This is a genomic window from Mycobacterium tuberculosis complex sp. N0072, assembly GCF_030323725.1.
Lineage (GTDB): Bacteria > Actinomycetota > Actinomycetes > Mycobacteriales > Mycobacteriaceae > Mycobacterium > Mycobacterium tuberculosis.
Map to the genome: position 1 here is coordinate 1,705,898 of NZ_CP040689.1, position 26,354 is coordinate 1,732,251.

The window sequence follows — 26,354 nt, forward strand, 5'->3', positions numbered from 1 at the left end:
CGCTAAGCTCCCGCTGAAGGGATATGTGGCCGCTGGTAGCCCGGCCGAGGTCTATTTCTGCTGGGCGACACGGAATTATCGCGAATTGTATGGGTTGCTCGCGGTCAACAGCATCTGGTTCAATCACGAATCACCGCGTCACGGCGAGACATTCATGACTCGTAATCCTGCACCATATCGCGGTCGGCAACGAGGCGCTGATCGATGCGCAGACGCTGATGCGCCGGCCCACCCGGATAGGTATCAGTATTGGGGCGTTCCGGCCAGCGTACGAGGCGTGATCGACCGCGCAATGGGTGTTTGCGTTGAGTAATAATCTGAACCGTGTGAACGCATGCATGGATGGATTCCTTGCCCGTATCCGCTCACATGTTGATGCGCACGCGCCAGAATTGCGTTCACTGTTCGATACGATGGCGGCCGAGGCCCGATTTGCACGCGACTGGCTGTCCGAGGACCTCGCGCGGTTGCCTGTCGGTGCAGCATTGCTGGAAGTGGGCGGGGGGGGGTACTTCTGCTCAGCTGTCAACTGGCGGCGGAGGGATTTGACATCACCGCCATCGAGCCGACGGGTGAAGGTTTTGGCAAGTTCAGACAGCTTGGCGACATCGTGCTGGAATTGGCTGCAGCACGACCCACCATCGCGCCATGCAAGGCGGAAGACTTTATTTCCGAGAAGCGGTTCGACTTCGCCTTCTCGCTGAATGTGATGGAGCACATCGACCTTCCGGATGAGGCAGTCAGGCGGGTATCGGAAGTGCTGAAACCGGGGGCCAGTTACCACTTCCTGTGCCCGAATTACGTATTCCCGTACGAACCGCATTTCAATATCCCAACATTCTTCACCAAAGAGCTGACATGCCGGGTGATGCGACATCGCATCGAGGGCAATACGGGCATGGATGACCCGAAGGGAGTCTGGCGTTCGCTCAACTGGATTACGGTTCCCAAGGTGAAACGCTTTGCGGCGAAGGATGCGACGCTGACCTTGCGCTTCCACCGTGCAATGTTGGTATGGATGCTGGAACGCGCGCTGACGGATAAGGAATTCGCTGGTCGCCGGGCACAATGGATGGTCGCTGCTATTCGCTCGGCGGTGAAATTGCGTGTGCATCATCTGGCAGGCTATGTTCCCGCTACGCTGCAGCCCATCATGGATGTGCGGCTAACGAAGAGGTAATGACATGGCGCAAGCGACATCGGACATTCGCGCGGCACTTTCGCAACCTGCTGTGTATGAGGCGTATCAGCGGATTGCGGGCGCTAAAAGCGGGCTTGCGTGGATCACAACCGACCCCATCCAGTCGTTGCCAGGCATGCGTACTCTCGACCTCGGTTGCTGGCCAGCGGTGATACACAGCTCCCCGCCAGTGGACGTGACATGTACGAGAGACGGCATGAGCGCGGAATGTGCGACCGTGCCGTCGAGATGACCGACGTCGGCGCTACGGCAGCCCCCACCGGACCTATCGCGCGGGGCAGCGTCGCTCGGGTCGGCGCGGCGACCGCGTTGGCCGTTGCCTGCGTCTACACGGTCATCTATCTGGCGGCCCGCGACCTACCCCCGGCTTGTTTTTCGATATTCGCGGTGTTTTGGGGGGCGCTCGGCATTGCCACCGGCGCCACCCACGGCCTCCTGCAAGAAACGACCCGCGAGGTCCGCTGGGTGCGCTCCACCCAAATAGTTGCGGGCCATCGTACCCATCCGCTGCGGGTGGCCGGGATGATTGGCACCGTCGCGGCCGTCGTAATTGCGGGTAGCTCACCGCTGTGGAGCCGACAGCTATTCGTCGAGGGGCGCTGGCTGTCCGTGGGGCTACTCAGCGTTGGGGTGGCCGGGTTCTGCGCGCAGGCGACCCTGCTGGGCGCGCTGGCCGGCGTCGACCGGTGGACACAGTACGGGTCACTGATGGTGACCGACGCGGTCATCCGGTTGGCGGTCGCCGCGGCAGCGGTTGTGATCGGATGGGGTCTGGCCGGGTACTTGTGGGCCGCCACCGCGGGAGCGGTGGCGTGGCTGCTCATGCTGATGGCCTCGCCCACCGCGCGCAGCGCGGCCAGCCTGCTGACGCCCGGGGGAATCGCCACGTTCGTGCGCGGTGCCGCTCATTCGATAACCGCCGCGGGTGCCAGCGCGATTCTGGTAATGGGTTTCCCAGTGTTGCTCAAAGTGACCTCCGACCAGTTAGGGGCAAAGGGCGGAGCGGTCATCCTGGCTGTGACCTTGACGCGTGCGCCGCTTCTGGTCCCACTGAGCGCGATGCAAGGCAACCTGATCGCGCATTTCGTCGACCGGCGCACCCAACGGCTTCGGGCGCTGATCGCACCGGCGCTGGTCGTCGGCGGCATCGGTGCGGTCGGGATGTTGGCCGCAGGGCTTACCGGTCCCTGGTTGCTGCGTGTTGGATTCGGCCCCGACTACCAAACTGGCGGGGCGTTGCTGGCCTGGTTGACGGCAGCGGCGGTAGCTATCGCCATGCTGACGCTGACCGGCGCCGCCGCGGTCGCGGCCGCACTGCACCGGGCGTATTTGCTGGGCTGGGTCAGCGCGACGGTGGCGTCGACGCTGTTGCTGCTGCTGCCGATGCCGCTGGAGACGCGCACCGTGATCGCGCTGTTGTTCGGTCCAACGGTGGGAATCGCCATCCATGTGGCCGCGTTGGCGCGGCGACCCGACTGATTTGTGCCCCAGGTCGACAAATCACGCCGTCTCGTCAGTGAGCACTCCGTCCTCGGGTCCGATCCTTCCAGGAGACGTTGCAACCTGATTTGGCTCAAATTGGTGCGCACCGAGGGTCGGGCACATCGTAGGGTCGCAACAGTCACATGTGTCACTGCACCGGGCGACACCCGATGTCCCGGCTCTCAGCGACAGCTGTCTGACCTGTGGTTTTGTTCCCAAGTTGGTCGTGGCTGTGCGGGATTGGAGGTGGCGTGGGGGTCGCGTCGTATGGATTCTCCTCCTCGGTTCCGCGCGAAACGGCCGCAGGCGCAATGGTCACCAACTTGGCCGCGGTGGAGTCTAGCCTCACATTTTCCTGGTCGCCCCCGACAACCAGGAGGTCGCTGCAGAACGGGCGTTCCCTACCCACATCTACTATGAAGCGACAGCGGCGCCCCGCTGTGATGGCTGAGCATGACCGACAGAGGCGGGAAGACAGTGAAGCGAGCGCTCATCACCGGAATCACCGGCCAGGACGGCTCGTATCTCGCCGAACTGCTGCTGGCCAAGGGGTATGAGGTTCACGGGCTCATCCAGCGCGCTTCGACGTTCAACACCTCGCGGATCGATCACCTCTACGTCGACCCGCACCAACCGGGCGCGCGGCTGTTTCTGCACTATGGTGACCTGATCGACGGAACCCGGTTGGTGACCCTGCTGAGCACCATCGAACCCGACGAGGTGTACAACCTGGCGGCGCAGTCACACGTGCGGGTGAGCTTCGACGAACCCGTGCACACCGGTGACACCACCGGCATGGGATCCATGCGACTGCTGGAAGCCGTTCGGCTCTCTCGGGTGCACTGCCGCTTCTATCAGGCGTCCTCGTCGGAGATGTTCGGCGCCTCGCCGCCACCGCAGAACGAGCTGACGCCGTTCTACCCGCGGTCACCGTATGGCGCCGCCAAGGTCTATTCGTACTGGGCGACCCGCAATTATCGCGAAGCGTACGGATTGTTCGCCGTTAACGGCATCTTGTTCAATCACGAATCACCGCGGCGCGGTGAGACGTTCGTGACCCGAAAGATCACCAGGGCCGTGGCACGCATCAAGGCCGGTATCCAGTCCGAGGTCTATATGGGCAATCTGGATGCGGTCCGCGACTGGGGGTACGCGCCCGAATACGTCGAAGGCATGTGGCGGATGCTGCAGACCGACGAGCCCGACGACTTCGTTTTGGCGACCGGGCGCGGTTTCACCGTGCGTGAGTTCGCGCGGGCCGCGTTCGAGCATGCCGGTTTGGACTGGCAGCAGTACGTGAAATTCGACCAACGCTATCTGCGGCCCACCGAGGTGGATTCGCTGATCGGCGACGCGACCAAGGCTGCCGAATTGCTGGGCTGGAGGGCTTCGGTGCACACTGACGAGTTGGCTCGGATCATGGTCGACGCGGACATGGCGGCGCTGGAGTGCGAAGGCAAGCCGTGGATCGACAAGCCGATGATCGCCGGCCGGACATGAACGCGCACACCTCGGTCGGCCCGCTTGACCGCGCGGCCCGGGTCTACATCGCCGGGCATCGCGGCCTGGTCGGGTCCGCGCTGCTACGCACGTTTGCGGGCGCGGGGTTCACCAACCTGCTGGTGCGGTCACGCGCCGAGCTTGATCTGACGGATCGGGCCGCGACGTTCGACTTCGTTCTCGAGTCGAGGCCGCAGGTCGTCATCGACGCGGCGGCCCGGGTCGGCGGCATCCTGGCCAACGACACCTACCCGGCCGATTTCCTGTCGGAAAACCTCCAGATCCAGGTCAACCTGCTGGATGCCGCCGTGGCGGCGCGGGTGCCGCGGCTGCTGTTCCTGGGCTCGTCGTGCATCTACCCGAAACTCGCCCCGCAGCCGATCCCGGAGAGCGCGCTGCTCACCGGTCCGTTGGAGCCGACCAACGACGCGTACGCGATCGCCAAAATCGCCGGCATCCTTGCGGTCCAGGCGGTGCGCCGCCAACATGGCCTGCCGTGGATCTCGGCGATGCCCACCAACCTGTACGGGCCAGGCGACAACTTTTCGCCGTCCGGCTCGCATCTGCTGCCGGCACTCATCCGCCGCTATGACGAGGCCAAAGCCAGTGGCGCGCCCAACGTGACCAACTGGGGCACCGGCACGCCCCGACGGGAGTTGCTGCACGTCGACGACCTGGCGAGCGCATGCCTGTATCTGCTGGAACATTTCGACGGGCCGACCCATGTCAACGTGGGAACCGGCATCGACCACACCATCGGCGAGATCGCCGAGATGGTCGCCTCGGCGGTAGGCTATAGCGGCGAAACCCGCTGGGATCCAAGCAAACCGGACGGAACACCACGCAAACTGCTGGATGTTTCGGTGCTACGGGAGGCGGGATGGCGGCCTTCGATCGCGCTGCGCGACGGCATCGAGGCGACGGTGGCGTGGTATCGCGAGCACGCGGGAACGGTTCGGCAATGAGGCTGGCCCGTCGCGCTCGGAACATCTTGCGTCGCAACGGCATCGAGGTGTCGCGCTACTTTGCCGAACTGGACTGGGAACGCAATTTCTTGCGCCAACTGCAATCGCATCGGGTCAGTGCCGTGCTCGATGTCGGGGCCAATTCGGGGCAGTACGCCAGGGGTCTGCGCGGCGCGGGCTTCGCGGGCCGCATCGTCTCGTTCGAGCCGCTGCCCGGGCCCTTTGCCGTCTTGCAGCGCAGCGCCTCCACGGACCCGTTGTGGGAATGCCGGCGCTGTGCGCTGGGCGATGTCGATGGAACCATCTCGATCAACGTCGCCGGCAACGAGGGCGCCAGCAGTTCCGTCTTGCCGATGTTGAAACGACATCAGGACGCCTTTCCACCAGCCAACTACGTGGGCGCCCAACGGGTGCCGATACATCGACTCGATTCCGTGGCTGCAGACGTTCTGCGGCCCAACGATATTGCGTTCTTGAAGATCGACGTTCAAGGATTCGAGAAGCAGGTGATCGCGGGTGGCGATTCAACGGTGCACGACCGATGCGTCGGCATGCAGCTCGAGCTGTCTTTCCAGCCGTTGTACGAGGGTGGCATGCTCATCCGCGAGGCGCTCGATCTCGTGGATTCGTTGGGCTTTACGCTCTCGGGATTGCAACCCGGTTTCACCGACCCCCGCAACGGTCGAATGCTGCAGGCCGATGGCATCTTCTTCCGGGGCAGCGATTGACGCGCCGGCGCGTCAATCTATTTCGACATTCGCGTGAAGACGTTTTCCCAGAATCGACTGTTGTAGGCGTAGAACTCCCGGCCGCGTAGGTAGGCATGTGATATTCGCCTTCCCCCGAACGGGTAGCGGCGATGAAGGTCGCCCATGCGGCGCAGATCACCGAAGACCGCGCTTGGTTCCCGGTGCGAGCCGACGCCCGTGGTGTCGAACTCGCACAGCACACACCGAATCGTGACCGGCTCGCATACCAGCGCGGCCCGCAATATGAATTCCTGGTCGGCGGCGATCCCGAAATCAAGGTCGTAGCCACCGATCTTGGCCACCAGCGACGATCCGAAGAACGATGCTTGATGCGGAACAACCTGCTTGCCGGCCAGGAATTTGCGCAGGCTGAAAGGTATCGGGCCGCGCACCCGATCGAGCCCGACGAGACGATCCATCCCGAAGCCCCACAATTCGGACACCGGTCCCTTGCCGGATAGCGCCTCCACGGCCTGGGCTACCACGTCGGGCCCGGAAAAACGATCGGCGGAGTGCAAGAACCACAACAGATCACCCGATGCGTGCGCGATGCCCTGGTTCATCGCGTCGTACCGCCCGCCGTCGGGCTCGGACTGCCAATACGCGAAGCCTGGTTCACACCCGGACAGGTATGCCACCACGTCGTCGCCGCTGCCACCGTCGATTACGATGTGCTCGATGCGTCCCCGGTAGCGTTGCGCCCGCACACTTTTCACCGTGCGCTGCAACCCGTCGAGGTCGTTGAACGAGATCGTTATCACCGAGACGGTCGGAGCAGACGTCACCGAGTTCCCCTAGGTTGCTGGCGGCGATTGTGGATCACCGGGTCTTGATACCGATGAAGGTGCCTCGAAGATTCGCCGCATAGGAACCTCCGAGCAACGACTCGGCGATGCTTGGTTCCAAGTTGTCGTACTCCTCCATCACCAGGTCGAAGCCGACGTCTTTGATGGCCTGAAGTAGGTGCTCGCGTTGAATCCAGAATGACCGGCGATTGTCCCAGGACGCCCATTTTGCGGTGTCGCGCTGGCCAAACGAGCGGTCGTCGGAAAACTCGGTAAACCACCTACCGGGAAGTCCCTCATGTTCGGTGGGCGCCGAGAGCATGAACTTCACCGGCGCCGGCCGCCGCAGCAACCGATCGGTCAATTGTCGTGCCGTCGTGGGCAACCGGAGCCATTTATCGCTCCGGTTGATGATCGAGAAGTGCGTCTGGAGAATCAGCAGCTTGTTCGTTACCGACGAGAGGGTTTCCAGGTATTGCTTCGGATTCTCCAGGTGGTAGAAGAGGCCGCAGCAGAAGACGGTATCGAAGAGCCCGTGGTTGGCGATGTTGAGGGCGTTGTCGTGGACGAACCGGAGATTCGGCAGGTTGGTCTTCGATTTGATGTAGTTGCAGGCCGCCATGTTCAGCTCGCGAACCTCGATCCCGAGGACCTGAAATCCCATGCGCGCGAACCCGACCGCGTACCCGCCTTCCAAGCAGCCGACATCGGCCAGGCGTAGGTGGCTCTTGTCCCCGGGAAAGACGGTTTCCAGAATCCCGCGCGCCGAGATGAACCAGGACGATTCGTCTAACGTGCGCGAGGACTCCGGTATCGTCAAGGTTCCGTCGTCGAGGCGAACGTTGTGGGCGGTGAATTGTACCGCGCCGGCCGAATGTTCCTGTGCCATCACTTGGTTAGCCCCTTCGGCTGGTCCTGGGTTTGTCGACATGGTCAGGCTCGACAGCCGCGTCGGAGCCGGGAGGGCCACACATCCACGAGCCCCCTGCGGCTCGGCGTCGCGGCGGCGAGCTTGCGCCACTGGGTCTTGAGCCGCCGCGCGGGTGTCGCCCCGCGGTGCTGCAGCGCCAGCATGGCGATCCGGGGATGGCGCGCGATGGTTTCCTGCAGCGCGGCGCGCCCCTCCGGGCCTGGAACGTTGGCGATCTGGCGAAGGATCCAGTCGGCCATGACGGCGATGAGCTCCTCGCGCGCGGGGTCTCCCGGGAACAGGTCGAGCATCGCGTCAAACGTCGCCGCATGCCCCGGACCCTGCGTCAACCAGAACTTTGGCGGGTCCACCACCTGGTTGTGCCACATGCCTTGGGCGTGGCGGCGATACACGGCCATGGTGTCGGGCAACATGGCGATGTCGCCATGCACCGCGTGCCGGACGTGCAGATACCAGTCCAGGGGCATGACGTCGGCAGGAATGTCGTCGTAGCGCTCGAGGCGACGGTACACGGCCGAGTTGGTCTGGATGAAGTTCATCAAGATCAACGCATCCAGGCTCAAGTTGCCCCGCACCCGAACCGGGGGGAACTTCGAGTCCTTGGCATGGCCGTCCTCCCATATCACTCGGACGGGATGGAAGCACACCGTCGTCTTGGGGTGCCGGTCGAGGAATGCGACCTGTTTGCTTAGCTTCAGCGGATCGATCCAGTAGTCGTCCGCCTCGCACAACGCGACGTACTCGCCGCGAGCGGCCGACAGGGCGCCGGTCAGGTTCCCATTGAGGCCGAGGTTTTCGGTCCTGAAGATCGGCCGGAACACGTGCGGGTACCGCTCGGCGTACTCACGGATGATCGCCGGGGTGGCATCGGTCGACGCGTCGTCGGCGACGATGATCTCCACCGGGAAGTCGGTTTGCTGGTCGAGAAAGCTGTCGAAGGCCTGACGGGCGTAGCCCGCCTGGTTGTGAGTGGTCGAGACGATGCTCACCTTGGGGCAAAGCTGGGGACTCACCGTCGGCCCTTTTCCTGCGCGGCCGCAAGGGTATTGCGATGGCGAACGTGAATCGCCTGTGCCCGCCGGCCGTCGGCCGTCGTGGCCTGGTGGTCGGCGGACGTACGGCACACGCTGGCGAAGTATAGCGAGGGTGCACTGACGTTGGGCTCGAACCGCGTGGCGCGCGGTGTGGGCGCACCGTCTCGAGTCGGTGCTGGTTGGCTCGCGGCCTACAACGGCGCTCTCCGCGGCGCGGGCGTACCGGATATCTTAGCTGGTCAATAGCCATTTTTCAGCAATTTCTCAGTAACGCTACGGGGCGCGCCGTGCCGTAGTAGCGTCCCCACTGATGTGGACGATGGTGCTCCTTTTGGGGTTGGGGATGGCGATTGACCCGGCGCGTCTGGGACTCGCGGTCGTCATGCTGTCGCGGCGTCGGCCCATGCTGAATCTGTTCGCCTTCTGGGTGGGCGGCATGGTGGCGGGTGTCGGCATCGCGCTAGCCGTGCTGGTGTTCATGCGCGATGTCGCCTTGGCGGCCATACAAGGCGTGGTGTCCGCGGCCAACGAGTTCAGGGAAGCGGTCGGGATCCTGGCGGGTGGGCGTCTGCACATCGTCATCGGTGTCATCATGCTGCTGTTGGCCGCGCGCATGGTGGCTCGCGCGCGGGCGCAGGTAGGGGTACCGGTAGGGCCAGTGGGGGTAGCCGACGGTGGAATGTCGGCCCTGGCGCTAGCGCAGCGCCCCCCGGGTCTTGTTGCGCGGCTGGAAGTGCGTACTCAACAGATGCTGCAGGGCGACGTTGTGTGGCCGGCGTTCGTGGTGGGCGTCGCCTCGTCCGCACCGCCCTTCGAGAGTGTGGTGGCGTTGACGGTCATCATGGCATCGGGAGCCGAGATCGGCACTCAGTTCGGCGCATTTGTCGTGTTCACCCTCCTGGTGCTTGCGGTCATCGAGATTCCGTTGGTCGCCTACCTGGCGATACCGCAGCAAACCCAGCAGGTTATGCTGCGGTTTCAGGATTGGGTACGGTCCAATCGTCGGCAGATCTCCCTCACCATCCTGATAGGGGTCGGGTTCCTCTTTTTGTACCAGGGCGTGACTAGTCTCTGAGTCGCCATGTGGTGCCTGGTGATGCATCAAGCGTGGTATCGGTGAACCCGGCGAAACCGCTTATCTCGGTGTGCATCCCGATGTACAACAACGGCGCCACCATCGAGCGCTGTCTGCGTAGCATCCTCGAACAGGAGGGCGTCGAGTTCGAGATCGTGGTCGTTGACGACGACTCGTCCGACGACTGCGCCGCGATCGCCGCAACGATGCTGCGACCCGGAGACCGCTTGCTGCGAAATGAGCCTCGCCTCGGCCTCAACCGAAACCACAACAAATGTCTGGAAGTCGCGCGCGGCGGACTTATTCAGTTCGTACATGGTGATGATCGGCTGCTCCCCGGAGCCCTGCAGACACTCAGCCGACGTTTTGAGGATCCCAGTGTCGGAATGGCTTTCGCCCCCCGACGGGTGGAGAGCGACGACATCAAGTGGCAACAACGGTACGGCAGGGTCCATACCCGTTTCCGCAAGCTGCGCGACCGCAACCACGGGCCGTCGCTGGTCTTGCAGATGGTATTGCACGGCGCGAAGGAAAATTGGATCGGCGAACCGACCGCCGTGATGTTTCGGCGGCAATTGGCGCTGGACGCCGGTGGTTTTCGCACCGATATCTACCAGCTCGTCGATGTGGACTTCTGGCTTCGGTTGATGCTGAGGTCGGCGGTCTGCTTCGTTCCGCACGAGCTCTCGGTGCGCCGTCACACGGCGGCGACGGAGACCACACGGGTGATGGCGACTCGGCGCAACGTGCTGGACCGACAGCGCATTCTCACCTGGTTGATCGTGGACCCGTTGTCGCCCAACAGCGTTCGCAGCGCCGCGGCGCTGTGGTGGATACCCGCATGGCTGGCCATGATCGTGGAGGTGGCCGTGCTCGGACCGCAGCGGCGGACGCACTTGAAGGCTTTGGCGCCGGCCCCATTCCGCGAGTTCGCCCACGCCCGGCGTCAACTGCCGATGGCTGACTAGCAGTCGCACTCTGCCTGGCCGTCGTCGGAGCCACAGACAATTCCAACCCATTTGGCCTGGCGGCCAAGATGACATTTTTACAAGGTAAGGCTAGCCTTAAGCGTCCGCGTATCCAGGACCTCGGGTCTGTTGCGTTGTGGTTGCCTCGCATGCGACGGAGTGCTCTGCGCCAACGGCCCAGGTCGTCCGAGAAGGCCAGCCTTGACCTGTACAGCTGTGGCGACCCGAACGTTGCACAGCTTGGCGACGAATGCCGAGTTGGTCGAGTCGGCCGATCTGACCGTCACCGAGGATATTTGCTCGCGAATCGTGTCGCTGCCAGTTCACGACCACATGGCCATTGCCGACGTTGCGCGGGTCGTTGCGCCGTTCGGGGAAGGGTTAGCGCGCGGTGGTTGACCCGACAGCGACGGATTCGCCCAAGGTGAGTATCGTCTCGATCTCCTACAACCAAGAGGAGTACATTCGCGAGGCCCTGGACGGCTTCGCCGCCCAGAGGACCGAGTTCCCCGTCGAGGTGATCATCGCTGACGATGCCTCCACGGACGCCACCCCGAGGATCATAGGAGAGTACGCCGCCCGCTATCCGCAGCTGTTTCGGCCGATCCTGCGGCAGACCAACATCGGTGTCCACGCCAATTTCAAGGATGTGCTGTCCGCCGCTCGTGGCGAGTACCTCGCACTGTGCGAAGGCGACGATTACTGGACCGATCCGCTGAAGCTGTCCAAGCAGGTAAAGTACCTGGACCGGCATCCGGAGACGACGGTGTGTTTTCATCCTGTGCGAGTGATCTATGAGGATGGCGCAAAAGACTCCGAGTTCCCGCCGCTCAGCTGGCGCCGCGACCTGAGCGTCGATGCCCTGCTCGCGCGGAACTTCATCCAAACCAACTCGGTCGTGTACCGCCGTCAGCCGAGCTACGACGACATCCCGGCCAACGTCATGCCGATAGATTGGTACTTGCATGTGCGGCATGCGGTGGGCGGCGAGATCGCCATGTTGCCCGAGACGATGGCGGTCTACCGTCGCCACGCTCACGGTATTTGGCATTCCGCGTACACTGACCGCCGAAAGTTTTGGGAGACACGAGGCCATGGGATGGCCGCGACGCTCGAGGCGATGCTCGACCTAGTTCACGGCCACCGCGAGCGCGAGGCGATCGTCGGTGAGGTGTCCGCCTGGGTGCTTCGCGAGATCGGAAAGACACCCGGCCGACAGGGTCGCGCCCTGCTTCTGAAGTCCATCGCGGACCATCCGCGGATGACGATGCTGTCGCTACAACACCGGTGGGCGCAAACGCCCTGGCGGCGGTTCAAGCGCCGGCTGTCCACCGAGTTATCGAGCTTGGCGGCGCTTGCGTACGCCACCCGACGGCGCGCACTCGAAGGTCGGGACGGCGGTTATCGCGAAACCACTTCTCCGCCGACCGGTAGGGGACGTAACGTCCGCGGATCACATGCCTAGATCTTGATAGATCGCCCGTCTGGCCTCTATGGATGGAGCATGCGGGATCGGACCGGTTGCCGCCGACTCGACGACCGAAAGAGCCATCAAATAGCCTTGCGGCCCATCTTTGAGATCTGTCAACCCGCCGGTCCTGATGTCCTCCAGGCTCTGGTCGGGATGAGCTAGTGCGGTTCCCGAACTCGGCATCTTCGTCAGTCCTGGAGAGAAACAACACCAGCGAAGGTAGTGTGATGTCCGTGGTCGAATCCTCTCTTCCTGGTGTGCTGCGTGAACGCGCCAGTTTTCAGCCCAACGACAAAGCGCTCACCTTTATCGATTACGAGCGGTCCTGGGATGGTGTTGAAGAAACTCTGACGTGGTCGCAGTTATATCGGCGAACGCTTAACCTCGCCGCACAGCTAAGAGAACATGGGTCGACCGGCGATCGGGCATTAATTCTGGCGCCACAAAGCCTCGACTATGTCGTTAGCTTTATTGCCTCGCTGCAGGCCGGAATTGTCGCGGTTCCGCTTTCGATTCCCCAGGGTGGTGCCCACGACGAGCGCACCGTTTCCGTGTTCGCCGATACCGCACCGGCGATCGTTCTCACGGCGTCCTCGGTCGTCGACAATGTCGTCGAATACGTCCAGCCGCAGCCCGGCCAAAACGCACCGGCGGTGATCGAAGTCGATCGGCTGGATCTTGATGCTCGGCCGAGCTCCGGTTCTCGTTCTGCCGCTCACGGCCATCCGGATATCTTGTACTTGCAGTACACCTCGGGTTCCACGCGCACGCCGGCCGGTGTCATGGTCTCGAATAAGAATCTTTTCGCCAATTTCGAACAAATTATGACCAGTTACTACGGCGTCTATGGCAAGGTCGCCCCGCCAGGCTCCACCGTGGTGTCGTGGTTGCCGTTCTATCACGACATGGGTTTCGTCTTGGGACTGATATTGCCGATTCTGGCTGGCATCCCCGCCGTGCTGACCAGCCCGATCGGTTTCCTGCAGCGCCCGGCTCGCTGGATACAGATGTTGGCAAGCAACACTCTTGCGTTTACCGCCGCGCCGAACTTCGCATTCGATCTGGCGTCTCGTAAGACCAAAGACGAGGACATGGAGGGCCTCGATCTCGGTGGCGTGCACGGCATCCTCAACGGCAGCGAACGGGTGCAGCCGGTGACGCTGAAGCGCTTCATCGACCGGTTCGCCCCGTTCAATCTTGACCCCAAGGCGATACGTCCGTCGTACGGAATGGCAGAGGCCACGGTATATGTGGCCACCCGCAAGGCGGGTCAACCGCCAAAGATAGTGCAATTCGATCCCCAGAAGCTGCCGGACGGCCAAGCTGAGCGGACCGAAAGCGACGGCGGCACACCGCTGGTCAGCTACGGCATCGTCGACACCCAGCTGGTGCGCATCGTCGACCCGGACACCGGCATCGAGCGCCCCGCGGGAACGATCGGTGAGATTTGGGTGCACGGCGACAACGTCGCCATCGGCTATTGGCAGAAACCCGAGGCGACCGAACGCACCTTTAGCGCAACGATCGTCAATCCCTCCGAAGGCACACCCGCAGGACCATGGCTGCGGACGGGAGATTCGGGTTTCCTCTCCGAGGGTGAGCTGTTCATCATGGGGCGCATCAAGGACCTCTTGATCGTGTACGGGCGCAACCACTCTCCCGACGATATCGAGGCGACGATTCAGACGATCAGTCCGGGCCGCTGTGCGGCGATCGCTGTTTCCGAGCATGGTGCTGAGAAGCTGGTTGCCATTATTGAACTCAAGAAGAAGGACGAGTCCGACGACGAGGCGGCGGAACGACTGGGTTTCGTGAAACGCGAAGTGACCTCGGCAATCTCGAAGTCGCACGGGTTGAGCGTGGCGGATCTTGTGCTCGTCTCCCCGGGCTCAATCCCAATCACCACCAGCGGCAAGATCCGGCGAGCACAGTGTGTGGAGCTGTACCGTCAGGACGAGTTCACTCGCCTGGACGCATAGCACCCACAGGCGAGGCTCCCGCAATGGGGCGCAATGGGGATCGTCACACCAGTAGCACCAGCCCCTGGAGGGGCAACAGGGGAAAACTGAGTTGAGCGCCAACCGTGCGCACTGAGGCTCAGGTGCTCAGCTTCGCGTCGGGCTTTGACCCCGCGTGACCGACTGCGGGTTCGCCGATAGACGTGTCATCCCAACGGTCGTAGCTCGGTAGGCCGGCAAGACCGAACAGCGGCAGCGAGTGGCCGAGTAGATGGTCGACGGGTTCTTTACCGATGTGGGCGCCGTCGCCGTTGGGTTTCGACACGCCATCCACGACATCGTAGGCCGGCATGGCGGCATAGCCGAACAGCGGAAGCGAATGTCTGCGCAGGTGGTCGATCAGGTACTCCCCGTTGCCTTCGGCTAGGTCAGCGGGCTTGCCGTTGGGAACCGACTTGGTTGCCGCCTTGCTTGCGTGCCCGTTGGTGTTGCGGACGACCTTGGTGTGGGGCGGCTTGGGCGCCGGGATCGGGGCCTTGCGTCGGTGGCCTTTCACCCGCCGCAGCCACCGATCGGCTTTGGTCGGCGGCGTGGATGGGTCGCGTCCCAGCTCGGACGGCCACCAGTTTGCCCGGCCAATCATCGTGGTCAAGGCCGGCACCGTGACCGTGCGGACCAGGAAGGTGTCCAGCACGATCCCGATGCCGATGGTGAAACCGGCCTGAGCCATCGTGTTGATGCTCGCGCCCACCAGACCGAACATCGACGCGGCGAAGATGAGACCCGCCGAGGTGATAACACCACCGGTGGAGCCCACGGTTCGGATGACGCCGATGCGTATACCGTGTGGTGATTCGTCGCGGATGCGTGAAATGAGCAGCATGTTGTAGTCAGCGCCGATGGCAACCAATAATATGAAGGACAGTCCCGGCAGGCTCCAATGCATTTCCTGGCCCAGTATCAATTGGAAAACGAGAGTTCCTATGCCTAGGGCCGACAAGTAAGAAATCAGCACCGAGCCTATCAGATATATCGGAGCCACAAGTGCGCGCAGCAGAATGACGAGAATCAAGAATACGATAACGATCGTCGCAATGACGATGAATTTCATATCGCTGTTGTAGTAGTCGCGGATATCCCGCAGCGCAGTCGGAACCCCCGCCAGACCTATCGTGGCATCCTCGAGTTCGGTATTCGGTCGCGCGGAATCCGCAACACGGAGGATATCGTTGACCTGATCCATCGCCTCGGTGGTGGCCGGATTCAGCGCGCTCTGCACGAAGTACCGCGCCGCATGACCATCGGCCGACAGGAAAATCTGGGCGCCCTTCTTGAACTCGTCCCTCGAAAAAATCTGCGGTGGAATGTTGAAGCCCGCCATTGACGGCTTGTCCGCATCCCGCTTGATCCCCAACAGGAAGTCGGCGGCCTCGTTGAGCCCTGAGCCCATCTTTTTGACCTGATCGACCAATTCCTGCACGCCTGCCGCCAGCGCTGCGCTGCCGTCGGCGAGAGCGTTGGCTCCTTGCTGCATTTGAGCCAATTTGGTGGGTAGGCCGTCGACCGCTTTGAGGGTGCTGACGACTTGCTTCAGTTGCCCGTCCAGTGTGCTCACCGTCCGGGCGAGTGTCTGGTATTCCTGCGTCTGTTGCAGGGTGACGGCTAGCGCTCTGATGGACCTGAGCAGGCCGTCGTCCTGCGCCTGGACAATCGCCGCCAACTGTGCGCGCGACGTCCGACAGGCGGGATCGCTGTTACACACCGGGCTGGAGTTGAGGGCGTTGACCATAGGGCTGGCCCAAGTGGCGATTTGTTCGGCATCGGTGACGGTCCCGCTCAGATTGTCCCCCAGAGCCCGCATGCGCCCGACATATTGGGACGCATTTTCCAGTTGTCGGATGGTCTTGTCGCCGCCCATCAGGTCCATCATGGCCTGCAGGGTGTTGACTATCCCGCTCGAGCTGGCCACGGCCCCATTGATTTCGTTGCGTATTTGGGCGAGGGCGTCGGCCAACTGGTGCGCACCGCCGGTCAGCTGGTCCAGCTCGCCTCCGTGCTCTTCGAGCAGGGTGGTCGCTTCGTCGAGCTTGCCGCCCACTTCACCAGCCTGAAACGAGACCTTGGTCTCCTTCAGAGGTTCCCCGTTCGGTCGGGTCAAGCCCCGCACCATCACGATGTTGGGCAATTCTGCTATCTCGCGGGACATCATCTCGATGTCGGCAAGCGCGCCGGGTGTCCGCAGGTCTCGGGGGGATTTGATGAACAGCACCATCGGAGTCATCGCGTTCATCGGGAAATGGCGGTTCATCGCCTCGTATCCTTTGACGCTTTCGACGTGCTGCGGCACCGTCTTGAGATCGTCGTAGTTGAATCGGATCAGCAGCGTGCAGCCGGCCAGGGCGACCAGCACAATGAGACTGCCGACCAGGTGGATGGTGGGCCGACGCACGATGCGAACACCCGAACGCCGCCACATTCGACTGGTCAGGTCGCGTCGCGGCTTGATCCAGCCCCGCCGTCCGGTGAGTGTCAGGATGGCGGGCAGCAGGGTGACCGCACCCAGCAGCGACACCGTGATGGCAACCGCAATTGCCGGGCCCACCGCCGAAAACACTTCCAGTTTGGTGAACACCATCGCCAGAAATGTGACGGCGACGGTGGCCGCCGATGCGGTGATCACCTTGCCGATGGACATCAACGCCTTCTTGACCGCCATGTCCGATTTTTCGCCGTGGCGCACATAGTCGTGATAGCGACTTATCAGAAAGACGGCGTAATCGGTTCCCGCCCCGATCATGACCGCGCTCATAAAGACGATCGCCTGCATGTTCACGGCCAGGCCGAACTCGGCGAGCCCGGACAACGTGCCCTGCGCAGTGACCACCGACGCTCCGATGGTGGCCAGCGGCACCAGCATGGTCACCAGGTTCCGATAGACGAGGATCAGGATGATCAGCACGCTGACCGCGGTGCCGATCTCGATGATCCGCACATCTTTCTCGCCGAGCTCCGTCAGGTCGGCGACCGTGGCGATCGGACCGCTGAGGTGGACGGTCAGGCTGGTTCCCGCGACTGTTTGCTTGACGATCGCGGCGACGCGTTTGAACGCCGCTTGTGTCTCAGGCGACGCGGCATCGCCCGCGAACGTGATGGGCAGGTTCCAAGCCTTGTTGTCCTTGCTGGCCAACAGCTCCTTCATTTCGGGGACGGCGAGAAAATCCTGAACCGATATTTTGTCCTGCGTGTCCGCCCGCAGGTTTTCGATCAGTTTTCGGTAGACGGCCTCGTCGGCGGGTCCCAGCCCGTTCTCGTTGGTCAAGAGGACCAAAAGGAGGGCGGAGGTCTCAATTTTTTCCTGGAAAGCCGCGCTCATCTCCTTTTGCAGGACCATCGATGGGGCCCCGGGCGGCAGGGGAGCTTGCTCGCGCTTTGCGGCTTGCGCCTGCAGCGTTGGGAGCAACAGCGTCAGCGCGGCCGCCACCGCGATCCAGCACCCAATGACGATCAGCGGCCATCGCACCACGAAGTTGCCGATACGGTCGAACAGTCCCCCGGCTTTGGCCTCGTCATGCCTTGCCACCCGATAACCGTACAAGCCTGGCAATCGGTGGCGTGGGGAAATGACGATAACCGCATTAACCGTGACGTTGCCGTTACTTTGGCGGCGTTTGACCACTGCGGGCGTCAAATACGCAGATCAGGGGCATTTCGTGGGATCGGCTGGCGTGCCCGCAGCCGACGCTGGCGGGCGGGATGCGGCGTCCGAACAGATAGCTCGCTGGACTCAAACTTGCACGGTCGTGCTGGTTTGCGGTCACGGTCCGGCAAAGTGGGCATTTCGGTCCTGGTGCACCTCGCGGTCGTGCGACACTCTCCCCGTGGCTCTTAGGTATCGCCTGCAGTCCAATCCGTTGGTCGGCAAGCTCACGACCAAGTACTTCTTGCCGCTTGGCACTCGCCAGGTCGGCGATCACGTGGTGTTTTTCAACTTCGGCTACGAGGAGGATCCGCCGATGGCGTTGCCGCTGTCGGAGTCCGACGAGCCCAATCGGTATTGCATCCAGCTCTACCACCAGACGGCCAGTCAGGTGGACCTCACCGGCAAGGAGGTGCTAGAGGTCAGTTGTGGCGCCGGTGGCGGGGCCTCCTACATCGCCCGCAACCTAGGTCCGGCCTCCTACACGGGGCTGGACTTGAATCCGGCCAGCATCGACCTCTGCCGGGCAAAGCACCGGCTGCCCGGCCTGCAGTTCGTGCAGGGCGACGCGCAGAACCTGCCTTTCCCCGACGAATCCTTCGATGCGGTGGTCAATGTCGAAGCCTCGCACCAGTACCCCGACTTTCGCGGCTTCTTGGCCGAAGTGGCGCGCGTGCTTCGCCCGGGCGGACACTTCCTCTACACCGATTCCCGCCGAAATCCCGTCGTCGCCGAATGGGAGGCGGCGTTGGCCGATGCTCCGCTGCGCACGATTTCGCAGCGGGACATCGGCGCGCAGGCCAAGCGTGGGTTGGATGCGAACACGGCGCGTTCGCAAGAGGCCATCGGCCGCCGCGCACCCGTATTGCTGGCCGGCTTGACCCGCTGTGCGGTGCGTGTGCTGGACTGGGATCTACGTCGCGGCGGCGGGTTCAGCTATCGGATCTACTTGTTCGCCAAGGATTGATTCGGCGAGACCACACCCATGAAAAACTCATGAAATTTGTCGTGGCCAGCTATGGGACTCGCGGCGACATCGAGCCCTGCGCAGCGGTCGGCCTGGAGCTGCAGCGGCGCGGCCATGATGTGTGCCTTGCCGTGCCGCCCAACCTGATTGGTTTCGTGGAAACGGCCGGGCTGTCTGCTGTCGCATACGGAAGCAGGGACTCTCAGGAGCAGCTCAGGGCTCGCTCGCCGAGCTGTGCGCAGACATCGGAGATCATGGCGAGCGTTTGGACGGGCGTTTGGACGGGCGTGCTGCCGAAGCCGAAGTAGATGGGTGGTGTTCCGGCGGCGATCCACGACTCGAGTTCTTCGTTGGGTTCGCTGTGTAACTCCATGGTCAGCGGGCCGACAAACGGGCGGCGGTCGCTCCATTCGGCCGCCAGTCCGGGGAAAAAAACCGGGTCGTAGGCTTGGATTTCGGGCGCTCCGCGTTCCGCCAGCCGACGCACCGGCGGCGCCGGTGCTGGCGGTAGGCCCAGTTCACGTCGTTGCGCGCGATCGGCATCCTTGCTGACGTACGCATACAGCCGCCATGAGACCTTCATCGTCGCGCGCACCAGAGTCGCCGGCGTCGGTATCGACGGGATCGCGATTTGGCCGTTGACCTGCATCGGAAAGTGATGCAGTGCCGCAGCCGGAATGTCGTAGTACTCGGCGACGTTGGCTGCCACACCATGATATGTCTGGCCCGTCATCACCAGGTCGGCGCCGTCGGCCAACGTGGTCAACGTCGTGCCCATCTCCGCCCAGCCTTCGACGAATAGTTCCTTGACGGCGCGGGCGAGGTTGAGCGGATTCTGGGCTCTGGTGAGGTTGCGGACGAATGCCGCGACCGTGTTGATCTGTTCGTCCGAGTCCGGGCCGTAGGCGACGCCGGTCAGACCTGCCGACTCGACGAACTCGATCAGGTTGGGCGGCACTGCCATATGAACTGCGTGGCCTCGCCGCCGCAGCTCCACGCCAACCGCGGCGCAAGGTTCGACATCACCGCGGGTTCCGTGGACCGCCAAGACAAACTTCATCAGCGCCTTCCCGCGTTCGACGTCAGGCGGGTGCCGGCGCGTCCCTGTCGGCCGCCAACTTGTCGCACATCAGATCCGCCAGGCCACGAACGGTGGTGTTGATTTCGGTGGCGGAAATGCGGATCCCGGTTTCGGCTTCCACCCGCGCACGCAGTTCCTGGCTGCTCAGTGAGTCCAGGCCGTACTCGCTGAGCAGCCGGTCGGTGTCGATGGTGCGGCGTAGGATTAGGCCGACCTGCTTGGAGAGTAGCCGCCGCAGCCGGTCTGGCCATTCCTCGCGGGGCAGGTCCACCAGCTCGGCAAGGAATTTGCTTGTGCCTGAACGGTTTTGCCCCAGGGATTGGAACTTCTCCGCGAATGGGCTGTGCTGGGCGAAGGCTGTCAGCCAGGGTGATCCGATCACCGGGGCGTAGCCGCTGTAGGCGCGGTTGTGGCGCAGCAGGGTCTCGAAGGCGTAGGCGCCTTCCTCGGGGGCGATGGCGTCGCCGGTTTGTTCGGCAAAGGCGATCGCGCGGCCGATCTGGCCCCAGGCGCCCCAGGCGATGGAGGTGGCTGGTAGGTCTTGGGCTCGCCGCCAGTGGGTGAAGGTGTCCAGCCAGCTGTTGGCCGCGGCGTAGGCGCCCTGACCCGGCGAGCCCACCAGGGCGGCCGCTGAGGAGAATGAGCAGAACCAGTCCAGCGGCTGGTCCGCGGTGGCCCGGTGCAGTTGCCAGGCGCCATATGCCTTGGCGCCCAGTCGCGTTCGATGAGTTCGTCGGTGATGTTGGCCAAGGTGGCGTCCTCGACCACCGCGGCCGCGTGCAGCACGCCGCGCAGCGGCAAACCCGTCGCGGTGGCCGCCGTGACCAACCGGTCGGCGGTGTCCGGCTGGGCGATATCGCCGCACTCCACCACTACGTCAGACCCGATCGCGCGGACGAGTTCGATGGTCTCCAACGCCTTTTGGCTGGGCTGTGAGCGCGAGCTGAGCACGATGCGGCCGGCCCCGGCGTTGGCCATCTTCTCGGCCAGGAATAAGCCCAGCCCACCCAGGCCACCGGTGATGATGTAGGACCCGTCTGAACGGAAAACTCGAGCCTGTTCGGGGGGGAAGCACCACGCTGCTGCGCCCGGCGTGGGGGACGTCGAGGATGAGCTTGCCGGTGTGCTCGGCCGCGCCCATCACCCGGATCGCGGTGGCCGCCTCGGCCAGCGGGTAATGGGTGCTCTGCGGCATCGGCAGCACACCCTCGACGGTCAACCGATACACCGTGCTCAACAGTTCGCGGACCGCAGCCGGATGGCTCACCGACATCAACCCCAGGTCTAGACCGTAGAACGCCAGATTGCGCCGGAATGGCAAGAGTTCCAGTCGGGTATTGGAGTAGATGTCGCGTTTGCCGATTTCGATGAAGCGGCCGCCCAGGGCCAGTAGTTTGAGGCCGGCCAACTGTGCGGCACCGGTCACGGAGTTGAGCACGATGTCCACGCCGTAGCCGGCGGTGTCGCGGCGGATCTGCTCGGCGAACTCGACGCTGCGCGAGTCATAGACGTGTTCGATGCCCATGTCGCGCAGCAGGTCTCGACGCTTTTCGTTGCCTGCGGTGGCGTAGATCTGGGCTCCGGCCGCACGCGCGATCGCGATTGCGGCCTGGCCCACTCCGCCGGTGGCGGAGTGGATGAGCACCTTGTCGCCGGCCTTGATCCGCGCCAGGTCCTGCAGCCCGTACCACGCGGTGGCGCTGGCGGTGGTCACTGCCGCGGCTTGGGCGTCGGTCAGCCCCTCGGGCAGTCTGGTGGCCAGGCGGGCGTCGCAGGTGACGAACGTGGCCCAGCAGCCGTTGGGTGACATGCCGCCGACCCGGTCACCGACCTTGAGTTCGCTGACCCCGGGCCCGACCGCGCTCACCACCCCGGCGAAATCGGTGCCCAGCTGCGGCTGTCGCCCGTCGAGGGTTTGGTAGCGGCCGAAGGTGACCAGCACGTCGGCGAAGTTGATGCTGGACGCGGTGACGGCGACCTCGATCTCTCCCGGGCCCGGCGGGACCCGGTCGAACGCGGCGAACTCCAAGGTTTGCAGGTCACCGGGAGTACGGATCTGTAGGCGCATGCCGGCCTCGGCGTGGTCGACGACGGTGGTTTGCCGCTCCTCGGGGCGCAGCGGGGCTGGGCACAACCGGGCGGTGTACCACTGGTCGTTGCGCCAGGCGGTCTCATCCTCGCCGCTGGCCGCCAGCAGCTGACGCGCCACCGACTCCGCGCCGGTCTGCTCATCCACATCGACATAGCTGGCCTTCAAATGCGGATGCTCAGCACCAATCACCCGCAACAACCCCCGCATCCCACCCTGCTCAAGATTGGGTCGGTCACCAGACAACACCGCCTGAGCATTGTGGGTCAGCACATACAACCGCGGCTCTTGGGCCGTGATCTCTGGAATCTCGCGGGCGATACGCACCACATGTTTGACAAGCTCGCCGCCGCGCACGGGGGATTCCGCGTCGGGGTCGCCGGTCTGCGGCGCGGTCAACACGAATACGCCGGTGAACCCGCCGGTGCCGAGCTGGTCGCGCAGCCGCGCGGCCTGGGCTGCGTGGTCGGCGCGCTGCGGCCAGGACATCGTTGTGCACTGCGCGTCGTGCACCTTCAGCGCGTCGGTCAACTGTGCGGCCACCAAATCCGTAGCGTCACACGTGCTGATCAGCAGCCAGGCGCCGGGTTCGGCGTGGCTGTTTTCGGGCAGCTCACGTTCGTGCCATTCGATGCTCAGCAGCCGCTCACCCAAAACCCGGGCACGTTCGCTGGCCTGCGACGCGCCGGTACCCAACTGCAGCCCACGCACCGCCAACACCACCGCGCCGTGCTCGTCCAACACGTCCAGGTCGGCTTCCACGCCCACACCGCACGCGGTCACCGTCGTGCAGCAGTACCGGGCATGACGGGCCGACCCATAGGACCGCAACCGCCGCACACCCAACGGCAGCAACAAACCACCGTCGGCCATACCCTGGACGGCGGGATGAGCCGCCACCGACTGGAAGCACGCATCCAGCAGCACGGGATGCACGCCGTAAGCTTTGACCTGCGAGCGAAGCGGGCCCGGTAGGTTGACCTCGGCCAGCACCGTGTCGCCGGCCCCTTCGGCGATGTACGCGTCAACCAGACCCGCAAAAGCCGGCCCTAAGCGATGACCACGCTTGTCCAGCCATTGCCGAACCTCGGCGCCGTCCACCTTGTGGGGATGGCTGGCCAGCAGTTCGGCGATGTTTTTCTGGGGTGGCTGGTCCGGGGCGTCGTCGGCTTCCCGGACAACGTGCAGAACCGCGGCGAGTTGCCGTGTGTACCTACCATCATGGCTGGTCTCTACTGTGAGTGGGACAACGCCGGGGGCTTCTACCGTGGCGGTGACGCCGATGGGGGTTTCGTCGTCGAGCAGCAACATCTGCTCGAATCGGATGTCGCGGACTTCGGAGGCTTCGCCGAGGACGGCGCGGGCTGCGGCCAACGCCATCTCGCAGTAGGCGGCTCCCGGAAGGGCGGCCGCGCCGTGGATTTGGTGATCGGCCAGCCAGGGTTGTGTCACGGTGCCGACCTCGCCCTGCCAGACGTGGCGTTCCGGCTCCTCGGGCAGGCGCACGTGGGAGCCCAGCAATGGGTGTACGGCGACGGTATTGGCGTGGGCGATGCGACGGGTCGTGTCGTCGAGCAGCAGACGACGGTGGTTCCATGTGGGCAGTGGTGCGTTGATCAGTCGGCCGGTGGGGTAGAGCACGGCGAAGTCGACGGCGGCGCCGGCGGCGTAGAGGTCGCCGGCCAGTGCGCGCAGCCCGTGGGGCAGTGGTTGTTCGCGGCGCATGCCGGCCAGCGCAGCCGCGGACATGTCGAGGCTGCGGGCGGTCTGGTCGACCGCGTGGGTCAGCAGGGGGTGGGGGGTCAGCTCGGTGAAGACCCGGTAGCCGTCTTCGAGGGCGGCTTGCACCGCCGCGGCGAAGCGTACGGTGTGGCGCAGGTTGTCCACCCAGTAGTAGGCGTCGCAGTAGGGCTCCTCGCGCGGGTCGAACGAGGTCGCCGAGTAGTAGGGGATTTCCGGTTGCAGCGGGCTGATTTCGGCGAGCGCTTCGGCCAGTTCGTCGAGGATCGGGTCGACCTGCGGGGAGTGCGATGCTACGTCGACGGCCACCTCACGGGCCAGCACGTCGCGTTGCTCCCAGGCGGCCACCAGGTCGCGTACCGTCTGGGTGGCCCCGCCGATCACGGTGGACTGCGGGGAGGCCACCACCGCGACCACGGCGTCGTTGACGCCGCGCGCCATCAACTCCGAAAGCACTTGTTGAGCAGGCAGTTCCACCGATGCCATGGCGCCGGCGCCGGCGATACGGATCATCAGCGCCGACCGCCGGCAGATGACGCGCACTCCGTCTTCGAGGCAGAGCGCGCCGGCGACCACCGCGGCCGCGGACTCGCCCAGCGAGTGGCCGATGACCGCGCCGGGCGCTACGCCGTAGGACTTCATTGTGGCCGCCAGCGCGACCTGCATGGCAAACAGGGTCGGTTGCACCCGGTCGATGCCGGTCACGACCTCGGGGGCGGTCATGGCTTCGGTCACCGAGAAGCCGGATTCCGCGGCGATCAGTGGTTCGATCGCGGCGATGGTGGCGGCGAATACCGGTTCGGTGGCCAGCAGGTCGGCGCCCATGCCCGCCCATTGCGAGCCTTGCCCGGAGAACACCCAGACCGGTCCGCGGTCGTCTTGGCCGACCGCGGGTGGGTAGGGGGTTTCGCCGGTGGCGACTTCCCGCAGCGCCTCGGTCAGCTCCGCGGTGGTGGCGGCCAGTACGGCGGTGCGCACCGGCCGGTGTCCGCGCCGGCGGGCCAGGGTGTAGGCCAGATCCGCCGGCGCCAGCTCGGGTCCTTGGGCGTCGACCCAATCGGCCAGCCGCGCGGCGGTCTGCCGCAGCGCGTCCTGCGAGCTGGCCGACAGCGCGAACAGCAGCGCGCCGTCGATACCGGGTGTGGCCGGGGTGTCGCCTGGTGCACCGGATTCGGGGGCTGGCACCGGTGCCTGCTCGACAATGGCGTGCACATTGGTGCCCGTCATGCCATACGACGACACCGCCGCGCGCCGGGGCGTTTCTTGATCGGCGCCGGGCCACGGCGTAATCTCTTGCGGCACAAACAGGTTGGTTTCGATTGCGGCAAGCTTGTCAGGCAGGGCCGTGAAGTGCAGATTCTGTGGGACCACGCCGTGTTGGAGGGCCAGGACCGCCTTCATCAGTCCCAGCGCTCCAGCGGCCGACTGGGTGTGGCCGAAATTGGTCTTCACCGATGCCAGCGCGCAGGGGCCGTCGTTGCCGTATACCTCGGCCAGGCTGGCGTATTCGATGGGGTCACCCACCGGGGTGCCCGGGCCGTGCGCCTCGACCATGCCCACCGTAGCCGGGTCCACACCGGCCACACCCAACGCCTCCCGATACGCCGCGACCTGCGCGGACCGTGATGGTGTCGCGATATTGACGGTGTGGCCGTCTTGGTTGGCGGCCGTGCCACGAATTACGGCCAGGATCCGGTCCCCATCGGCCAGCGCATCCGGCAACCGCTTGAGCGCCAACATGACACAACCCTCACCGGAGACGAAACCGTCCGCGGAAACGTCGAACGCATGACAGCGCCCGGTCGCAGACAACATGCCCAACGCCGAGCCCGAGGCGAACCGCCGCGGTTCGAGCATCACGTAGACACCGCCGGCTAGCGCAATGTCGCTTTCGCCGTCGTGCAGGCTACGACAAGCCAGGTGGATAGCGGTGAGGCCAGACGAGCATGCGGTATCTACCGTGATCGCGGGACCCTGCAAGCCCATGGCGTACGCCACCCGCCCGGATGCGAAGCAGGCATTGGTGCCCGTGTTGCCGTACGGCCCTTCGAAAGTCTGGTTGTCGGCGTGTACCAATATGTAGTCGGTATGAACCAACCCCACGAAAACCCCTGTCCGCGAGGCCATCTGGTTCGGTGTTAGGCCGCCGTGCTCCATGGCTTCCCAGGAGGTTTCCAGCAACAAGCGGTGCTGCGGATCGATCGCTATCGCTTCTTTCTCCCCGATCCCGAAGAACTCGGGATCAAAGTCGCCGACGTTATCGAGGTACGCGCCCCATTTGCAGTCGGTGCGTCCGGGCACGCCGGGTTCGGGGTCGTAGTACTCGTCGATGTCCCAGCGGTCGGCGGGGATCTCGGTGACCAGATCGTCGCCCCGCAGCAACGCCTCCCACAACCGATCGGGTGAGTCGATGCCCCCCGGCAGCCGGCACCCCATACCAATGACAGCTACCGGCGTAACACGTGTCCTATCCACGGTCTTTGTTCTCTCCTTACCCACGGTTCAAGCTTTTGCCAGCGGCGTATCGTCGAACTTCGGTCCGGGTTGATAGAACCGCAGCACCAAACGCACCCACCGACCCCCACGCTTCACGCCAACCCTTTAGTTCATTGGCGTGAACAGCAGCGTAGCCGGTTGCCCCGATATATGTGGAAAAATCGT

At 64.0% G+C, this 26,354-nt stretch carries 15 protein-coding genes and 6 pseudogenes; 13 read left to right on the top strand and 8 right to left on the bottom strand.

The window, feature by feature from the left end; translation table 11 throughout:
* Window positions 1-43 precede the first annotated feature (43 nt).
* The 6 genes and pseudogenes from FF952_RS08020 to FF952_RS08050 form a co-directional block, all read left to right on the top strand.
* A pseudogene (locus FF952_RS08020) lies at window positions 44-163 on the top strand (GDP-mannose 4,6-dehydratase); the annotation flags it as partial.
* Between the two features lie 133 nt (window positions 164-296).
* A pseudogene (locus FF952_RS08025) lies at window positions 297-1,180 on the top strand (class I SAM-dependent methyltransferase).
* A 201-nt stretch (window positions 1,181-1,381) separates the two neighbouring features.
* The gene (locus FF952_RS08030) at window positions 1,382-2,680 is read left to right on the top strand and encodes a hypothetical protein (protein WP_003901183.1); all 1,299 of its coding nucleotides are present in this window, start codon (window positions 1,382-1,384) and stop codon (window positions 2,678-2,680) included.
* Between the two features lie 480 nt (window positions 2,681-3,160).
* A complete protein-coding gene (gmd, locus tag FF952_RS08040; protein WP_031680783.1) occupies window positions 3,161-4,183 on the top strand; it encodes a GDP-mannose 4,6-dehydratase in 1,023 nt (340 codons plus the stop codon).
* Entirely contained in the window at window positions 4,180-5,148 is a 969-nt protein-coding gene (locus FF952_RS08045; RefSeq protein ID WP_003407642.1) for a GDP-L-fucose synthase family protein, read from the top strand. The genes gmd and FF952_RS08045 overlap by 4 nt, the downstream gene beginning before the upstream one ends.
* Window positions 5,145-5,876, top strand: a complete 732-nt coding sequence (locus tag FF952_RS08050; protein WP_003407647.1) for an FkbM family methyltransferase — start codon at window positions 5,145-5,147, stop codon at window positions 5,874-5,876. The genes FF952_RS08045 and FF952_RS08050 overlap by 4 nt, the downstream gene beginning before the upstream one ends.
* Before the next feature lie 17 nt (window positions 5,877-5,893).
* Here the strand turns inward: FF952_RS08050 and FF952_RS08055 are convergent, their stop codons facing one another.
* Genes FF952_RS08055 through FF952_RS08065 form a run of 3 tightly spaced genes read right to left on the bottom strand, consistent with a single transcriptional unit; the run spans window position 5,894 to window position 8,626 of the window.
* Entirely contained in the window at window positions 5,894-6,682 is a 789-nt protein-coding gene (locus FF952_RS08055) for a glycosyltransferase family 2 protein (RefSeq protein WP_003407650.1), read from the bottom strand.
* A 34-nt stretch (window positions 6,683-6,716) separates the two neighbouring features.
* Window positions 6,717-7,613, bottom strand: a complete 897-nt coding sequence (locus FF952_RS08060) for a class I SAM-dependent methyltransferase (RefSeq protein ID WP_003407652.1) — start codon at window positions 7,611-7,613, stop codon at window positions 6,717-6,719.
* A gap of 2 nt (window positions 7,614-7,615) precedes the next feature.
* Window positions 7,616-8,626 carry a glycosyltransferase gene (locus FF952_RS08065; protein WP_003900357.1) on the bottom strand — a complete coding sequence of 337 codons (1,011 nt, stop codon included), beginning with the start codon at window positions 8,624-8,626 and terminating at the stop codon, window positions 7,616-7,618.
* A 331-nt stretch (window positions 8,627-8,957) separates the two neighbouring features.
* Between FF952_RS08065 and FF952_RS08070 the strand changes: the two genes are divergently transcribed.
* From FF952_RS08070 to fadD25, 5 genes and pseudogenes are all read left to right on the top strand, one after another.
* The gene (locus FF952_RS08070) at window positions 8,958-9,722 is read left to right on the top strand and encodes a GAP family protein (protein WP_003407654.1); all 765 of its coding nucleotides are present in this window, start codon (window positions 8,958-8,960) and stop codon (window positions 9,720-9,722) included.
* 8 nt (window positions 9,723-9,730) lie between these two features.
* On the top strand, window positions 9,731-10,690 hold the full coding sequence (locus tag FF952_RS08075) for a glycosyltransferase family 2 protein (protein ID WP_003407655.1): 960 nt from the start codon (window positions 9,731-9,733) through the stop codon (window positions 10,688-10,690).
* Between the two features lie 246 nt (window positions 10,691-10,936).
* Window positions 10,937-11,089, top strand: a pseudogene (locus FF952_RS08080) (DegT/DnrJ/EryC1/StrS family aminotransferase); the annotation flags it as partial.
* A gap of 25 nt (window positions 11,090-11,114) precedes the next feature.
* Window positions 11,115-12,155, top strand: coding sequence for a glycosyltransferase (locus FF952_RS08085; RefSeq protein WP_003407657.1), 1,041 nt, complete (start codon window positions 11,115-11,117; stop codon window positions 12,153-12,155).
* A gap of 233 nt (window positions 12,156-12,388) precedes the next feature.
* Window positions 12,389-14,140 (top strand): fatty-acid--AMP ligase FAAL25/FadD25, encoded by a 1,752-nt coding sequence (gene fadD25, locus FF952_RS08090; protein ID WP_003901187.1) that lies wholly within the window; start codon window positions 12,389-12,391, stop codon window positions 14,138-14,140.
* 118 nt (window positions 14,141-14,258) lie between these two features.
* Here fadD25 and mmpL12 read toward each other — a convergent pair whose 3' ends face one another.
* A complete protein-coding gene (gene mmpL12 / locus FF952_RS08095; protein ID WP_003901188.1) occupies window positions 14,259-17,699 on the bottom strand; it encodes an RND transporter MmpL12 in 3,441 nt (1,146 codons plus the stop codon).
* 40 nt (window positions 17,700-17,739) lie between these two features.
* Here mmpL12 and FF952_RS08100 point away from each other — a divergent pair, with 40 nt between their 5' ends.
* Window positions 17,740-18,783, top strand: coding sequence for a phthiotriol/phenolphthiotriol dimycocerosates methyltransferase (locus FF952_RS08100; protein WP_003407670.1), 1,044 nt, complete (start codon window positions 17,740-17,742; stop codon window positions 18,781-18,783).
* Window positions 18,784-18,812: 29 nt separating this feature from the next.
* Window positions 18,813-18,998, top strand: a pseudogene (locus tag FF952_RS08105) (glycosyltransferase); the annotation flags it as partial.
* On the opposite strand, the pseudogene FF952_RS08110 reads toward FF952_RS08105, so the two are convergent.
* The 4 genes and pseudogenes from FF952_RS08110 to pks2 all read right to left on the bottom strand — a co-directional run.
* Window positions 18,998-19,843: pseudogene (locus tag FF952_RS08110) on the bottom strand (glycosyltransferase); the annotation flags it as partial. The pseudogenes FF952_RS08105 and FF952_RS08110 sit on opposite strands and share 1 nt — an antisense overlap.
* A 22-nt stretch (window positions 19,844-19,865) precedes the next feature.
* Window positions 19,866-20,246 (bottom strand): acyl carrier protein, encoded by a 381-nt coding sequence (locus FF952_RS20765; RefSeq protein ID WP_003904638.1) that lies wholly within the window; start codon window positions 20,244-20,246, stop codon window positions 19,866-19,868.
* A gap of 180 nt (window positions 20,247-20,426) precedes the next feature.
* Window positions 20,427-20,842: pseudogene (locus FF952_RS20770) on the bottom strand (SDR family oxidoreductase); the annotation flags it as partial.
* Window positions 20,742-26,168 carry a sulfolipid-1 biosynthesis phthioceranic/hydroxyphthioceranic acid synthase gene (gene pks2 / locus FF952_RS08125; RefSeq protein ID WP_285948926.1) on the bottom strand — a complete coding sequence of 1,809 codons (5,427 nt, stop codon included), beginning with the start codon at window positions 26,166-26,168 and terminating at the stop codon, window positions 20,742-20,744. The pseudogene FF952_RS20770 and the gene pks2, both read right to left, overlap by 101 nt.
* Between the last annotated feature and the right edge of the window lie 186 nt (window positions 26,169-26,354).